The following is a 14,324-nucleotide window of genomic DNA, read 5'->3' as shown; positions in this document are numbered from 1 at the left end:
GAAATTTAATAGTACTTAATGAACTTGTTTAGTCAGAATTCAAAATTCTAAGATAATGCTTTATCTATAGCATCAACAAAATTGGGTATATCGTCTGGGTTACGCGATGTAATGAGATTACCATCTACTTGTACTGTCTTATCTACATAGTTTGCTCCAGCATTTTCTAAATCTAGTTGCAATGTAGGGTAAGCGGTAAGGGTTTTGCCTTTAGCAATACCTGTATTGATGAGAACCCAAGGAGCATGACAAATCACAGCTAATGGCTTTCCTGCTTTATTGATAGCGTTGATAATTTGATGAGCCTTTTCGTTACCACGAATAGTATCAGCGTTGACAGTACCACCTGGTAACACCAATGCATCATAGTCAGAGACGTTGGCATCTTCTGCAAAGATATCGGCAGTAAAAGTATCACTTTTATCCACATCTTGCTGCATGGCTTGCACTTCTTTTTTATCATTTGTTGTTATGAGAAGTGTCTTGTAACCTTTGTCTTTTAGCTGATTATTGACGTCTTCGTACTCTGCTTGTTCAAAGTGGTTATGCAGTAAAAAAGCGATCGTTTTCATAACTTTCCTTCTTCTTATCTATTAGTTTGTGTGAGCCAGTATATTTTTATAAGTTAGTTTTATTATTATTCAGTAGCACATTTTCCTTTGAACTATTTCATTTTTATTCAAATGCGTCCTTTCTACATTATTTTTTTCTTTTGATTGTCTATTTTTAATTATTTGCTTTATAGCAATTTTTTATTTTTATGATATTTATCCGTTTTATTTTTTAGCTCAGCATTCCTTATCTGATGAATCTAGAGTACAAAAAAAACAGGTTTCACCATAGGCGAAACCTGCAATAAAATGTGACGGTATGTGATTAGTGTAAACTATTAGTAAATCAGGTCAATGTTAAGTGGTAGTTTCTCTATTTAAGTAACATTGATGAAAACGTCACTATTAGCGCTGAATCAATTTCTTAGGTTGTAGACGTCCGTTTAAGCTCACAGACCCCAGACCAAGAAACTCTCCCTGCTCATTAAGCAAACGTATATCAATAGGTATTTCATGCTCTAATGGCTGAGGCGCATCAAGACCAGTATCAGCTTTACCATTGGTACTAGCGTCACCATCAATACCGACAGAACTATCATTAGACAGCTGGTTAGAAACCATATTAGCAACATAATTTTTGAGCTTACCTGTCAGCTCATCAAATACGTTTAGGCGCTGCCCCATATGTACGCGAGCGCATTGCTCCTCTGTCAGCGTCAGTTCAGCATTGATATCAATACAAGCGTCAATGGGCAGTAGCCAAGACTGACGCTCCTCTAAACCATGCTCTTCTAACGATGATAAAGCGATCGCATCATCAATGCTAAAGCTCCCTACTTGTGTACGGCGTAATGCCGTCAAATGTCCTAGCGTACCTAACTGCTTTGCAATATCTTCTGCTAATACACGTACGTAAGTACCTTTCGTACAAGTAACCGTTAGATTAATCTGGGTGTCATCTATCATCTGTAGATTGATTGCTTTAATCGTGATATTTCTAGGCGGCCTATCAACTTCAATGCCCGCGCGGGCATATTCATACAGTTTTTTACCGTCTTTTTTTAGCGCTGAGTACATCGGTGGTATCTGCTGCTGAGCACCCAAAAACTGCTGTGCAATAGTCGCCAATGAGGCTTCATCAAATACTGGTATAGAAGCTTGCGTTACGATTTGGCCATCAGCATCACCAGTATCGGTTTGACTACCTAGCAAGATAGTCGCTTGATAAGATTTATCAGCATCCAGTTGATAATGGCTAAACTTGGTGGCTTCGCCCAAGCAAATAGGCAACAGGCCAGTTGCCATCGGATCAAGCGTTCCTGTATGCCCTGCCTTTTTACTATCGTGTATCGGTGACTTAAATAAATACTTCACTTTTGACACGACTTGCTGCGAGGTCATACCTTTGGGTTTATCCACCAATATGACACCTGAAACTTTTACTTTTTCAGGTACTTTATTGGCTTTTTTATCAACTTGCTTAGACGCTATAGACATAATAATAATTTACTCGTCATTCTTGTTTTGCTCAGTTTTAGTCACGGCCTTACTAATCAAGTCCATCATATAGTTACCACGAGCCGTTACTTCATCGTAATGAAAACGTAAGCGCGGCGTAGTACGTGTCTTTAAGCTATGGCTTAATTCCGTACGCAAAAACCCTGCCGCTTTATTCAATACTTTGATGCTTTCTTCATGGTTGGTCTTGTTCATAGCATCATTGAGCTCAGGCTCCATGATAGTGACATAGACGTCCGCATAACCTAAATCTGGGCTCACTTTGACACTAGAGATCGTGACAAAACCCGTTAGACGAGGGTCATTGACTTCATCGCGAATAAGAACAGCAAGCTCACGCTGAATCTGATCCGACAATCTTTGTAAACGTTGGTTCATGTTGTTACCTTACTTTAATGGGCTTATTTTATTACTGTATAAGTCTGCTAATTAATAGATGTTGCACTGATATATGCTAAAAAAGGCCTAGCAGGATGTACCTGTTAGGCCTAAGTACAGCTGAATATTAGCAAAGTATCTAAATAGCTCAGCGGATTACGCATATTGCATTAATACATACTCTGCTATCGAACAGCAGCTTTAGATAGTACGTGCAAACTCTTGAATTTCAAAGACTTCGATCTTATCGCCAGCTTCAACATCATAGCCACGAACAGCCAAACCACATTCCATACCAGTACGTACTTCATTAACGTCTTCTTTGTAACGACGCAATGATTGCAATTGACCAGTAAAGATAACTTGGTCATCACGCAATACGCGGATAGGTTTGTTGCGATAGATTGTACCTTCGACCACCATACAACCAGCAGCAGCACCGAACTTACTAGAACGGAATACTTCACGAACGTCTGCAACACCAAGGATTTTCTCACGATGTTCAGGAGCAAGCATACCGCTCATTGCTGATTTAACATCATCGATCAAACCATAGATTACGCTATAGTAGCGAATATCCATGTTAGCAGTGTCTGCTTTGCGGCGTGCGGTAGCATCTGCACGAACGTTGAAGCCTAATAGTACTGCTTCACTCGATTCTGCAAGGGTTACATCAGACTCAGAGATAGGACCAACGCCTGAACTGATCACTCTGACTTTTACTTCGTCAGTAGACAATTCGTTTAGGGCGGCTAGTAGTGCCTCAAGTGAACCACGTACGTCTGTTTTTAGTACGATATTCAAGAATGACACATCGCCTTGGCCCATCTGGTCAAACATGCTTTCTAAACGCATGGCATTTTGACGCTCAAGTTGACGCTCACGCTCACGGTTGGTTCTAAAGTCCGCAACTTCACGAGCTTTTTTCTCATCCGTTACCACTAGGAACTCACTACCAGCAGCAGGTGTCTCAGGCAAACCTAAAATCTCTACAGGGATAGAAGGACCAGCTGATTTGATACGTTGGCCATGCTCGTCTGTTAATGCACGAACTTTACCATAGTGCTCACCAGCTAGAACCAAGTCGCCTTGTTTCAATGTACCTTTTTTCACTAGGACACTAACGACAGGACCACGACCTTTTTCAAGTCTTGACTCAATAACCACACCCTGAGCAGCACCGTCTAATGGCGCTTCTAGTTCCATTAGCTCAGCTTGTAAGCTAATGAATTCTAGTAAGTCTTCGATACCTTCGCCTGTTTTGGCTGAGATACGAGCCATTGGTGTATCGCCGCCCCATTCTTCTGAAACAACTTCTTTCGTCGTTAATTCATTAAGAACACGGTCAGGATCAGCACCTGGCTTATCCATTTTGTTGATAGCAACAATGATTGGCGTACCAGCTGCACGTGCATGATCAATTGCTTCTGCTGTTTGTGGCATCATGCCATCGTCAGCTGCAACCACCAATACAACGATATCAGTCGCTTGAGCACCACGTGAACGCATTGCGCTAAACGCTGCGTGACCTGGAGTATCAAGGAAAGTAATAACACCGCGATCAGTTTTTACATGGTAAGCACCGATATGCTGTGTAATGCCGCCCGCTTCACCATTAGCAACTTTCGTTTCACGAATTTTATCTAGTAGTGATGTCTTACCATGATCGACGTGACCCATGATAGTTACTACCGGTGGACGAGTCTGGATGTTACTACTACGCTCATCAACTGCGTACTGTAAGTCATCTTCAACTTTAGTATCACTAACTGGTACTGGGTTGTGACCCATTTCTTCAACAAGCAAGCTTGCGGTTGCTTGATCAATCGTATCTGACTCACGAGCCATTTCACCCATTTTCATAAGTAATTTGGTTACTTCGCGAGCTTTAACCGCCATACGCTGAGCAAGATCGGCAACTGAAATTTGCTCACTAATCTCGACATCATAGACGATTTTTTCGACAGGTTTTTCAAACTTATGCTGTGATGCCTGAGTTGAACGCAAACCGTTTTTGCGGTTTTTGATTTCGCGCTCATCTTGGTTCTTACGACGACGACCACGAGTACCAGTACTGTTCGAACCACGTTTGATTTCGCGACGTTCTTTTTCGAAAGACTCTTCTAGTGCATCACCGACCAGACCTTCAGCCAATGGCTCATCTTTACGTACTTCAGTAACAGGTTCACGATCTGTATATTTACCAGCCATTTTACGCATTTGCTCAAGTGTACGCTTTTGCGCTTCTTCAGCTTGTGTGCGGCGGGTTTCTAATTCGATTTCACGCAGACGCGCTTCTTCTTTCTCACGAGTCTCGCGAGCTTTACGCTCAGCAGCGGTTTCAACTTTAGGCTTGGTTGCAGCAACTTTCTTCTTCGGCTGTTCTTTAGGCTTAACTTCAGCCGTCGCTTTACCGCCTTTTTTGACGACAACTGATGTAGAAATATCATCATTCTTGTCGTCTGATTTTTTGCTAGAGCCCAAGCTTGCACGCATCGCTGCTAGCGTTGCTGCTTGACGCTCTTCCGCTTTCTTCTTAGTAGCGGCGCGTTCTTCAGCTTCTTTTGCTGCACGTTCTTGAGACTCTATTAGAGCCTGCTCACGAGCGGCTAGCTCTTCAGCCATTTTTTCTGGATCAGGCTTTTCAAATACTTTCTTTTTACGCACTTCGACGTTGACGCTCTTAGATTTACCAGAAGAGCCGGTCACACGTGCAGTACTGGTCGTCTTAGATTTAAGACTAATACGACGCTTTTCTTGTTGACCATGACTTTGCTTTAAATACGTCACCAGCTTTTCTTGCTCAAGCTCGGTGACTAGGTCATCCTCTGCGCGAGCAGGCAGGCCAGCATCTACTAATTGCTGCTTTACAGCATCTGTAGTTTTGCCTACCATTTCTGCCAGTTCTTTGACGGTCTTATCTGCCATTTATTATCACCTACTGTCTATTATTTGCTATATGTTCAATTCAGTTGTTGGCTACAAATGATTGGGTTAAGGCTGATACTTATAAATAATATCAGCACTTTATTCTCAATAGCATATCACCAAAAGACAGCGATATGCAGTTACCGCTTATTCATCGAACCAAGATTCCCGAGCTTTCATGATGAGTTTTCCTGCAGTTTCAGAGTCTAATCCTTCGATATCTTCTAGATCGAAGACGGCTTGTTCTGCCAAGTCATCAACAGTAATGATGTCTTTTTGCGCCATTTTATAAGCCCAACTGACTGTCATACCTTCAAGCTCTTGAAGCTCTTGACTTGGCTCTTTCATGTTCTGTTGTTTGACCAGTTCATCAGCGATGACGACTTCTTTAGCACGCTCTTGAATCATATCAATTGCTTCATCGTCTAGACCTTCAATATCATAGAAAGTCTCAACGGGCACATAGGCCACTTCTTCAATACTGGTAAAACCAATATCAACCAATGCCTGTGCTAAATCTTTATCTACTTCTAGGCGCTCATAGAATAATTCAATAAACGCTTTCGATTCGTTTTGTTGACGTTGCTGATACTCTTCTTCAAGCATCATATTAAGCTTATAGCCCGTCAACTCAGACGCTAGACGTACGTTTTGACCTTGTGAGCCAATAGCACGCGCCAACTGATCATTGGTGCTAAAGATAATGTCTGCCGTTTGCGTATCTTCATCTAAAATGATACTGCTTACGTCAGCAGGCTCTAGAGAGCTGATGATGAACTGGGCAGGATCATCTGACCATACCACGACATCAATACGCTCACCGTCTAACTCTTGCTGTACTGCTTGGATACGTGTACCACGCATACCAATACAGGCACCAACTGGATCAATACGATGATCGTTAGTCTTCACGGCTATTTTAGCACGAGTACCTGGCAGACGAGCGACGTTACGAATTTCGATAATTTGTTCTGCAATCTCAGGCACTTCTTTTTGCATCAATGCTGATAGCATTTCAGGATGCGTGCGAGATAACAGTAACTGTGCACCGCGGTTTTCACGGTTTACATGATATAAGATGGCATTAATACGCGATTTTGCACGTAGTTGTTCGCGTGGCAACATCTGATCACGTGACAAGTAACCTTCGGCATTGTCACCCAAATCTATGATATAGCCATCACGAGTCTGTTTTTTGACTTCGCCATACATCATCTCTCCAACACGCGGCTCGAAAGCGTCTGCAACTAGTGCACGCTCAGCTTCACGAATCTTTTGAATGATGACCTGTTTGGCTTGAGTAGCAGCAATACGACCAAATTCGATTGATTCAATTTGCTCTTCTTTAATATCACCAATTGACCATTCTTCCTGATCAAGATCGGTGATAGCAAGCTGACAAGCTGGCATTTCATGGTCTTCATCTGCAACCACTGTCCAGTAACGATAAGTATCGTAATCGCCAGTTGCACGGTCGATTGCTACCCGTACAGCCACTTCTGGCTGCTCGGTATATACTTTCTTTTTAGTCGATACCACCAAAGCGTCTTCAATTGCTTCAAAGATATCTTCAGGATTTAAGCCCTTTTCATTACTGACAGTTTCTACTACCGTTAAGATTTCACGACTCATGCTATACCTGTCCTATCATTTTTTAATTGACTTAAATTTTATAATTTGGTTGCTGCTATTATATAGTTGCTATAAGCCACATAAGCTATTGAAAAATAAAACTGTCTATTTATAAACAGTTACCCTAGTAAAAATCTAGGCATCTTCATAAATCAAATTGGCTTTATCAATATTACTTAGTGCAATCTCAAACTGCTCGCCATCACTTGACGTCAGTTTTAAAGAGTTTTCATCAATACTATCTAAAGTACCTGTGGCTTTACGACGTTTTTGATCGCCTGTACCGATAGCTTGAATCAAACGCAAGCTCACAGTTTGACCAACATACGCATGCATTTGCTCATCTGAGAAAAACGCACGATCAAAACCAGGTGAAGATACTTCTAAGATGTACTCACCAGCGATAGGATCATGAACTTCTAAGATACCGCTTACTTGATGATTTACTGCCGCGCAGTCTTCAATCGTTACTTGTTTATCTTGGGCTTGCTCTTCTGGCAATGCTTCAATATAGATACGTAGTAAAGAGCGACGACCTTGTGGCGCAAACTCGATACCCCATAATGACACATCACAAGCGGCCACGGCAGGGGCAATAATATTAGTCAGTTCTGCAACTTTAGTCGAAAGCTTCATAATCTCTTTGTATTTTCCTATTCACTTATCTATCGTACTTAATAAACCGTATTAAAGATTAACTCTTATCTATATATAACAATCTTATGATGATAAGAATCACGGTCAGTATATAATTTTAAATCACAAAATATATGATACATATTGTGCATTTATATAGGGACGAGCGTAAAAAACATCAAGCTCGGCCAAACAATGCTTTTATTATTTATAAAGCACTACTATCGATAAAAGTATGAGGAATAAAAGATAGTGTTGCTTAAGAAGCATCGTGCCGGTAGCGGCCGATGATGACCAGTGACGAGTAATATCGTACTCTATAGACTTAGAGCTTAGCATAAGTAGGATAGATACCGCGATAACACTGACCTTCAGATACAAAAAAACCCACAAACATAATGGTGGGCTAATCGGTACTGACAAATTTAGTGTACAAAACATCAGTATAAAAAGTGGTAGCGGGGGCTGGATTTGAACCAACGACCTTCGGGTTATGAGCCCGACGAGCTACCAGACTGCTCCACCCCGCATCAATCTAGAACGCATATTATAGGGAGGTTTCTTAGAAGTGTCAATACTTTTTTTAAATTAATTATAAAATAAGTATTATCTGCTAAGAATCCAACCTGACGCTATGCTGCGTCTGTAAAACTTGGTGCGATTGGGGGGACTTGAACCCCCACAGCTTTCGCCACCACCCCCTCAAGATGGCGTGTCTACCATTCCACCACAATCGCATTGTACTGCTCTGTCTCTATCATCCAGTCTATAATTAATGATGCTTAAGGTAGGCATCTATAGAACAGGAGTTGCGAAAACAGGAAAGCATTGTAAATCTAACCTACCAAAATAGCAAGCGCTGCCTACTTAAAAGAGGCTTACTCAGGATTTTGAGTCAATGGACGCGGCGTTTGCGGTGCTGAAACTGGCGCATCTAGACGAAACTGATCTTCTGCTTGCTTACGCGCATGAACAGCAAGCGTCATACTCGTAATAAAAAATATGACCGTTAGTACTGCCGTAGCACGCGTCAAGAAGTTAGCAGTTCCTGCTGCGCCAAATACTGTACCTGATGAACCGGCACCAAAAGAAGCTCCAGCGTCTGCCCCTTTACCATGCTGTATCAGAATCAAGCCGATCATGGCAATGGCCACAATAATATGCAGGGCTAATATAAACGTAAACATGGTGGCCTCTTTTGCCGCGTAATGACGACTGATAACGGAAAATAAAACATAAGGTTAATAGAATGACAATCAACATGATCAAATGCCAAATCGACTATATAAATAAGGCGCATTGTACACGATTGCAAGGGCAGTGTTAAACCTACTTTTACTAACCGATAAAACCATACTGTTTATAAGCTATGATCTTGATATCTGAGCGTTATTTATTCATTTAAGCATTGGCTTGGTTAAAGGCATCGGCAATCGCTAGAAAGCTCTCTGCTTTTAATGAAGCACCGCCTACCAACGCGCCATCAATCATAGCGTCAGCAGCAAAGCTATTGGCATTATCAGCATTGACACTACCGCCATACAGCACGGTAATCGTATCTGCTATATCAGCAAAGCTTGCAACCGTTTGTTTGATGTACTGATGAGTCTTACTCACTTCTGCCACAGTAGGCACTTTACCTGTACCAATCGCCCATACAGGTTCGTAAGCGACGAGCAGCTTTTTAGATAACGATAATGCTAAATCTGGCTGCTGAGTCAGTAAATCCTTAATAACCGAGAGTTGCTCATTGATAACGTCGAGTGTTTGACCATTGTCGTACTGCTCTTGCGTTTCGCCGATACAAAACACCACGCCTAAATTCTGAGAAAACGCATGAGACAATTTGCTTATCAGGCAATCATGAGACTCTTTGTGATATTGGCGACGTTCAGAGTGGCCAAGTAGCGTCCAAGTAGCACCTGCATCTGCTACCTGCTGTGCTGAGCAGTCACCCGTATAGGCTCCTGTACTTGCACTATAGGTACTAACGTCCTGTGCGGCACAGAGTATTGAGCTATCTGCTAGACGCGTACTCACTGTACTTAAATGAACACAACTGGGCGCTACCATTAATTTACAGCGGTTTTTTGATGCCTGCGAGTTGGCTTGTTCTTTAGTATTAACTTTAGTCAATAAGTCGTCTAATAGTGCATTGACAGCACTGTTAGTCGCAGGATTCTGTTTCCAATTGCCAATTACCCAAGCTTGCATACTTATTTACCTTGTCTCATGTATTCATGCCAATTCGGCTAATATGCGCGTCAGTATAACAAATAATTCGTAAGTGCTATAGTAGCGTGCGACCATGAGCAGAATCACTTCTGCAAACTTATCTACAGGCAATACATCAATAGACCGTTATTTTTACGAGCTAGTCGTCTAATGGTATATATAATTTTTTCAAACTAAAGTAAAGTTCTATACTACAGAGTTTATAAAATCAAATATTGTTGCTGGTTCTATATATAGATATACAGGTAGATAAGATAAACAAAGCAAGACAGTTATAGCGAGTTATCAACTAGCAACAACAAGTATATAGCGTGTAATAACAAGCAGTTCTACAGAATATTTTGTATCAAAGGAGAGGTTACAATGTCTATCGCAACCAGTAAGTACGGTGGTCTAGCGCAGCAACTGATTAGCGACGGTGTCGTTAGCGAAGCGAATATGAAGACGGCACAGACTGAGTCGCAACAGCAGCAAATAGGACTAGTACCTTATCTAGTAGACAATAAATTGGCTGATGCTTATTTACTTGCCCAAATGCTATCCCAAGCTTTCGGTGACCCTCTATTCGATCTTGATGCATTAAACGTTGATGTTATTCCAAAAGACTTGGTTGATGAAAAAATCGTTCGCAAGTTTAATGCATTACCACTTTTTAAACGAGGACAACGCCTATTTGTCGCGATGAGTGATCCCACACGCGTTGATGCTATTGATGCGATTGCTTTTAACTCTCGGCTGTCAATAGAAACCATTGTTGTCGAAGAAAATAAGCTCAAAAAGCGTATTGAAAGTGCATACGCAGATACAATGCAAAGCTTTGATAGCTTTTCTAATAGTGATTTAAATGTCGATTTCGATGATGGACAGGAAGAGGAAAACGAGACCAAGCTTGATGATGGTATCGACGAAGCACCTGTTGTAAAGTTCGTTAATAAAATGCTAGTCGATGCTATCCGTATGGGAGCTTCTGATTTACATTTCGAGCCATACGAAAAGTCTTTTAGAGTACGATTTCGCGTCGATGGCGTCATGCAAAAAATGGCCAATCCACCAGTTCAACTTGCGAATAAAATTGCAGCACGCTTGAAAGTCATGTCGCAAATGGATATCTCAGAACGTCGGGTACCGCAAGATGGGCGTATTAAGCTTAAAATTTCTAAAAATAAAGCGATTGATTTCCGGGTCAACTCACTACCAACACTGTTTGGTGAAAAACTTGTTTTACGTATCCTTGATCCATCCTCAGCCATGTTAGGTATTGATGCGTTAGGGTATGAACCAGATCAGCAGGAAATGTTTCTAGAGGCGTTGCACAAACCGCAAGGTATGTTGCTTATCACTGGTCCTACTGGTTCTGGTAAGACCGTATCACTTTACACTGGTATCAATATCTTAAATACTGGCGCAACAAATATTTCAACGGCTGAAGATCCAGTCGAAATTAACCTTGAAGGAATCAACCAAGTCAACGTTAACGCCAAAGTTGGTCTAACGTTTGCCAATGCGCTTAAGTCTTTTTTACGTCAAGATCCTGATATTGTCATGGTCGGTGAGATTCGTGACCTCGAGACTGCTGAGATTGCTATTAAAGCGGCGCAAACAGGTCATATGGTTCTTTCTACTTTGCATACTAACTCGGCACCTGAAACATTAACGCGCCTACGCAATATGGGCGTCGCCTCCTTTAACATTGCCACATCGGTTAACCTAGTCATTGCTCAACGTTTGGCACGACGTCTCTGTAAGAACTGTAAAAAACCTATTAACATCCCGCGTCAGAGCTTATTAGAGATTGGTTTTACCGATACTGATTTAGATAACACTGATAATGTCATTTATGAACCAGTCGGCTGTAATGAATGCCGTGAAGGTTATAAAGGCCGTGTTGGTATTTATGAGGTGATGAAAGTGAGTCCTGATATTTCACGTATTATCATGGAAGATGGTAATGCAATAGATATCAAAGACGCTGCTATTAAAAACGGTTTTCGCGACTTGCGACGTTCTGGGATTTTAAAAGTGTTGCAAGGTGTCACAAGTATTCAGGAAATGATGCGAGTGACTTCTGAATAATAAGTGAAATCATAGAACACGTAATTTATGTCTTAGCATATTGACTTTTAGTTATTATAAGAGTGATAAACTAGCAACGTTCCTTATCGTATATCTTTAAAAATAAAACAGATATCCACTGGTTTTTTACGCTAAAATAAAGTATGCCTGACTGGTATCCTAAGTCTGGTATTCTATTGTAAATTTACAATATATATTGGACAATTTTGAGGGTGGTAACATGGCAAAAGCTAAGACCGATATGTTGTTAGACTTTGTTTACGACGGTGTGAATCGACGCGGACAGAAAGTTAAGGGCGAAACTACTAGTCGTAGCTTAGAGCTGGCGAAGGCAACCCTGCGTAAACAAGGTATCACGGTTAAAGGGATCAAGAAAAAACCAAAGCCACTTTATACTTTCAAAAAAGCTATTAAAGCCATTGATATTGCTATTTTTGCTCGGCAATTAGCAACAATGATGAAAGCAGGTGTACCGTTAACTCAGTCTTTTGAAATTGTCGCCGACTCTCTCGATAATCCGAGTATGAAAGACTTAGTATTGAAAATAAAAGCAGATATTGAAGCAGGTGGTACCTTTGCTTCTTCTTTGCGCAAACATCCTCGCTATTTTGATGATTTATTCTGTTCACTCGTCGAATCTGGCGAACAATCGGGTGCACTTGAGACGATGCTTGAACGAGTCGCTACTTACAAAGAAAAGAGTGAGCTACTAAAAGCAAAAATCAAAAAAGCAATGAAGTATCCTATTGCCGTTATCGTGGTTGCTATCATTGTTACTATGATTCTACTGATAAAAGTAGTACCTGTATTCTCCGATCTATTTGAATCATTTGGCGCAGAGCTACCCGCCTTTACGCAAATGGTTGTTGGTATGTCCGAATGGATGCAGGCATGGTGGTTTATCCTTATTATTGCTATCGGTGGTGCAATTATCGGTTTTTCAGAAGCTAAAAAACGATCTAAAAAATTTCGTGACTTTTTAGACCGTGCTGTCTTAAAAGCTCCCATATTTGGCAACATCGCCTATCAAGCGATTATTGCACGTTTCTCTCGTACACTATCTACAACTTTTGCCGCTGGTGTTCCACTTATCGATGCCCTAGACTCTACTGCCGGTGCGACTAATAATGTTGTATTTTACAATGCAACTCAACAGATCAAAAATGACGTATCTACTGGCCAGCAATTACAGTTTTCTATACGCTCGACCAACTTGTTTCCGAGTCTAGTCATTCAGATGGTTGGTATTGGTGAGGAGTCTGGTAGCTTAGAAGAGATGCTAGATAAAGTCGCTGTCTACTATGAAAATGAAGTTGATAATGCCGTCGATGGTTTGACCAGCTTGATGGAGCCAATGATCATGGCAGTTTTAGGTGTATTAGTTGGTGGCCTAGTCATCGCAATGTACTTGCCAATTTTCCAGATGGGCGCAGTAGTAGGATAATTACTTAATGCAATTTATACAGTTACTACAAGAAAACATCGCCCTAGCTTTATTCGTATTTGGCCTATTAGGTCTTTGCGTTGGCAGTTTTCTAAATGTTGTGATTCATCGCATACCGCTGATGATGGTGTATGGTTGGAGACAAGAGTGTAGCCAGTTCATGTCTGAACAAGCAGATATGCCACGCGAGCATACGCTGCCCATAGCAAATATTGTCGCTACTGACCAACCAATTACTTTAAGTCGACCTGCCTCACGCTGTCCTCATTGCGCACATAAAATTAAGTGGTATGAAAACATTCCTTTAATAAGTTGGCTATTACTACGCGGACGCTGTTCAAGCTGCAAAGCGGCTATCGGTCTACGTTATCCTCTCGTTGAGCTAATAACTGCCCTCCTGTCCGTATTAGTAATATATAAGTTTGGGGTAAGTACTACAGGCTTGTCCGCATTGGTTTTAGTATGGACACTGGTTGCTCTAACAGGTATCGACTTTGACACACAGTTACTACCTGATCGTCTAACTTTTCCTTTGGCAGGCTTAGGGTTGGCGGTAAACTCACAAAGCTGGTTCGTCTCACCAACACAGTCGATATGGGGATTACTACTTGGGTTTTTATCGCTATGGATAGTAGTCAAAGTGTTTTACTTAATAACTAAAAAACATGGAATGGGCCAAGGGGATTTTAAACTATTGGCGGTATTAGGTGCTTGGCTTGGGCCTATAATGTTACCCTTAATCATCCTACTATCGTCTTTACTTGGCTCTATCGTTGGATTGATCTTGATGAAAAAACAGGGTGAAAGCCGACCTTTTGCTTTTGGGCCTTATATCGCTATAGCAGGTATCGTTGCCTTATTATACGGCTCAGATATCGTCAGCTGGTATCTCGGTATGTATGTCTAATAGCTGACAGCGTACACTAGAT

The 14,324-nt window shown here is 41.3% G+C and carries 11 protein-coding genes and 2 tRNA genes; 3 read left to right on the top strand and 10 right to left on the bottom strand.

Annotated features, from left to right (window positions below; all coding sequences use genetic code 11):
- Positions 1-47 precede the first annotated feature (47 nt).
- The 10 genes from AK824_RS00395 to tpiA all read right to left on the bottom strand — a co-directional run bounded on the left by AK824_RS00395 (position 48) and on the right by tpiA (position 9,857).
- On the bottom strand, positions 48-572 hold the full coding sequence (locus tag AK824_RS00395; RefSeq protein WP_057757762.1) for a type 1 glutamine amidotransferase domain-containing protein: 525 nt from the start codon (positions 570-572) through the stop codon (positions 48-50).
- A 384-nt stretch (positions 573-956) separates the two neighbouring features.
- Positions 957-2,048, bottom strand: coding sequence for a tRNA pseudouridine(55) synthase TruB (gene truB / locus AK824_RS00390; protein WP_057757759.1), 1,092 nt, complete (start codon positions 2,046-2,048; stop codon positions 957-959).
- Between the two features lie 9 nt (positions 2,049-2,057).
- Positions 2,058-2,447, bottom strand: a complete 390-nt coding sequence (locus AK824_RS00385; RefSeq protein WP_057757756.1) for a ribosome-binding factor A — start codon at positions 2,445-2,447, stop codon at positions 2,058-2,060.
- Positions 2,448-2,648: 201 nt separating this feature from the next.
- Positions 2,649-5,375, bottom strand: coding sequence for a translation initiation factor IF-2 (infB, locus tag AK824_RS00380; protein WP_057757754.1), 2,727 nt, complete (start codon positions 5,373-5,375; stop codon positions 2,649-2,651).
- A 147-nt stretch (positions 5,376-5,522) separates the two neighbouring features.
- Complete coding sequence (gene nusA / locus AK824_RS00375; protein WP_057757751.1) at positions 5,523-7,007, bottom strand: transcription termination factor NusA; 1,485 nt, start codon at positions 7,005-7,007, stop codon at positions 5,523-5,525.
- Between the two features lie 135 nt (positions 7,008-7,142).
- Complete coding sequence (rimP, locus tag AK824_RS00370; RefSeq protein WP_057757748.1) at positions 7,143-7,643, bottom strand: ribosome maturation factor RimP; 501 nt, start codon at positions 7,641-7,643, stop codon at positions 7,143-7,145.
- A gap of 453 nt (positions 7,644-8,096) precedes the next feature.
- Positions 8,097-8,173: transfer RNA gene (locus AK824_RS00365), tRNA-Met, on the bottom strand.
- Between the two features lie 123 nt (positions 8,174-8,296).
- Positions 8,297-8,380, bottom strand: a tRNA-Leu gene (locus tag AK824_RS00360).
- Positions 8,381-8,521: 141 nt separating this feature from the next.
- Entirely contained in the window at positions 8,522-8,830 is a 309-nt protein-coding gene (gene secG / locus AK824_RS00355; RefSeq protein WP_021814138.1) for a preprotein translocase subunit SecG, read from the bottom strand.
- Positions 8,831-9,044: 214 nt separating this feature from the next.
- A complete protein-coding gene (tpiA, locus tag AK824_RS00350; protein WP_057757747.1) occupies positions 9,045-9,857 on the bottom strand; it encodes a triose-phosphate isomerase in 813 nt (270 codons plus the stop codon).
- 384 nt (positions 9,858-10,241) lie between these two features.
- Here tpiA and pilB point away from each other — a divergent pair, with 384 nt between their 5' ends.
- From pilB to AK824_RS00335, 3 genes are all read left to right on the top strand, one after another.
- Positions 10,242-11,951, top strand: coding sequence for a type IV-A pilus assembly ATPase PilB (gene pilB, locus AK824_RS00345; protein WP_057757744.1), 1,710 nt, complete (start codon positions 10,242-10,244; stop codon positions 11,949-11,951).
- A 220-nt stretch (positions 11,952-12,171) separates the two neighbouring features.
- The gene (locus tag AK824_RS00340) at positions 12,172-13,395 is read left to right on the top strand and encodes a type II secretion system F family protein (protein WP_057757741.1); all 1,224 of its coding nucleotides are present in this window, start codon (positions 12,172-12,174) and stop codon (positions 13,393-13,395) included.
- Positions 13,396-13,402: 7 nt separating this feature from the next.
- Positions 13,403-14,302 carry a prepilin peptidase gene (locus AK824_RS00335; protein WP_057757738.1) on the top strand — a complete coding sequence of 300 codons (900 nt, stop codon included), beginning with the start codon at positions 13,403-13,405 and terminating at the stop codon, positions 14,300-14,302.
- Positions 14,303-14,324 lie beyond the last annotated feature (22 nt).

The sequence above is a fragment of the Psychrobacter sp. P11G3 genome (assembly GCF_001435845.1).
In the GTDB taxonomy this organism is placed as follows: domain Bacteria; phylum Pseudomonadota; class Gammaproteobacteria; order Pseudomonadales; family Moraxellaceae; genus Psychrobacter.
The sequence above is the reverse complement of the archived record's forward strand: the minus strand, read 5'-3'. Positions and strand labels throughout refer to the sequence as shown.

Bases quoted from the DNA above. Each gene is read 5' to 3' on its own strand.
- AK824_RS00395 (WP_057757762.1), bottom strand. From the start codon at position 572: ATGAAAACGATCGCTTTTTTACTGCATAACCACTTTGAACAAGCAGAG.
- truB (WP_057757759.1), bottom strand. From the start codon at position 2,048: ATGTCTATAGCGTCTAAGCAAGTTGATAAAAAAGCCAATAAAGTACCT.
- AK824_RS00385 (WP_057757756.1), bottom strand. From the start codon at position 2,447: ATGAACCAACGTTTACAAAGATTGTCGGATCAGATTCAGCGTGAGCTT.
- infB (WP_057757754.1), bottom strand. From the start codon at position 5,375: ATGGCAGATAAGACCGTCAAAGAACTGGCAGAAATGGTAGGCAAAACT.
- nusA (WP_057757751.1), bottom strand. From the start codon at position 7,007: ATGAGTCGTGAAATCTTAACGGTAGTAGAAACTGTCAGTAATGAAAAG.
- rimP (WP_057757748.1), bottom strand. From the start codon at position 7,643: ATGAAGCTTTCGACTAAAGTTGCAGAACTGACTAATATTATTGCCCCT.
- secG (WP_021814138.1), bottom strand. From the start codon at position 8,830: ATGTTTACGTTTATATTAGCCCTGCATATTATTGTGGCCATTGCCATG.
- tpiA (WP_057757747.1), bottom strand. From the start codon at position 9,857: ATGCAAGCTTGGGTAATTGGCAATTGGAAACAGAATCCTGCGACTAAC.
- pilB (WP_057757744.1), top strand. From the start codon at position 10,242: ATGTCTATCGCAACCAGTAAGTACGGTGGTCTAGCGCAGCAACTGATT.
- AK824_RS00340 (WP_057757741.1), top strand. From the start codon at position 12,172: ATGGCAAAAGCTAAGACCGATATGTTGTTAGACTTTGTTTACGACGGT.
- AK824_RS00335 (WP_057757738.1), top strand. From the start codon at position 13,403: ATGCAATTTATACAGTTACTACAAGAAAACATCGCCCTAGCTTTATTC.